Source organism: Catenibacterium sp. UBA627, from assembly GCF_002299355.1.
Classification (GTDB): Bacteria; Bacillota_I; Bacilli_A; order Erysipelotrichales; family Coprobacillaceae; genus Catenibacterium; species Catenibacterium mitsuoka.
Window position 1 is genome coordinate 4,499 of sequence record NZ_DBPF01000067.1, and the last position, 1,074, is coordinate 5,572.

General features: G+C 32.5%; 1 protein-coding gene. It reads left to right on the plus strand.

Annotated elements, in window-relative coordinates; genetic code table 11:
• A partial coding sequence (locus tag B2S90_RS04685; protein WP_286696615.1) for a glycoside hydrolase family 1 protein occupies positions 1-1,074 on the plus strand: 1,074 nt, incomplete at its 5' end.

Here is a 1,074-nt window from a genome sequence, read left to right on the forward strand (position 1 = left end):
TTCTATGATGAATTCATAGATGAATTACTAAAGAGAGATATAGAGCCTATTCCTACGCTTTATCACTTTGAAATGCCTGTGTTCTTATATGAGAAATACAATGGTTTTGAAAGTAGAAAGGTTGTTGATCTATTTGTAGAATTATGCAAGAAAATCGTAGATCGTTATTGTCATAAAGTAAAATATTGGATTATCTTTAATGAACAGAATGGAATACTACAGAAAGGACCAAAGATGTTCTTTGGTGCTGTATGTCCTGAAGGAGAAAACCCTATTACTCTAGATCATCAAATTATGCATAATACATTAATCGCGCATAGTTTGATTAACGAATACATTCATCAAAAAGGAGGCTATGTTTTAGGTATGGCGACTATTGTACAAAGCTATCCTGAAACATGTCATCCATTAGATACATTAGAATCTATGAAAGCCCAGAGCGAAGCATTTGTATTCCTAGATGTCTTTGCGAGAGGACATTATAACAGTTACTTTCTAGCAAATATGAAAAAAGAAGGGACTATGCCAGTTATAGAAGAAGGGGACTTTGAAATACTTGAAAAGGGTAAAACAGATGCTCTTGCAATAAGTTATTATATGTCTACTATTAGTCATTATGGTGAAGATAGTTTGACTAATGTGGAAGATGTAGTCATTAAGAAGAACCCTTACTTAGAAATGTCTGAATTTGGCTGGACAATAGATCCTATTGGATTACGTATCACTCTAAGACAACTCTATGATAGATATGAAATGCCTATCTATATTGTAGAAAATGGTTATGGCTATGATGATCAATTAGTAGATGGTGTTATTAATGACGATTATCGTATTGATTATATGAGAAAACATATTGAAGAGATGAAGAAAGCTGTAGAAGAAGGTGTAGATTGTAGAGGATACTTATCTTGGGGTCCTATTGATATATTAAGCAGTCGTGCACAGATGAAGAAGAGATATGGTTTTGTTTATGTGAATAGAGATAATGATGACTTAAAGGATATGAAAAGAATTAAGAAGAAGTCATTTGAATGGTATAAGAATGTAATAAGTAGTAATGGGGAAGTGTTGTAA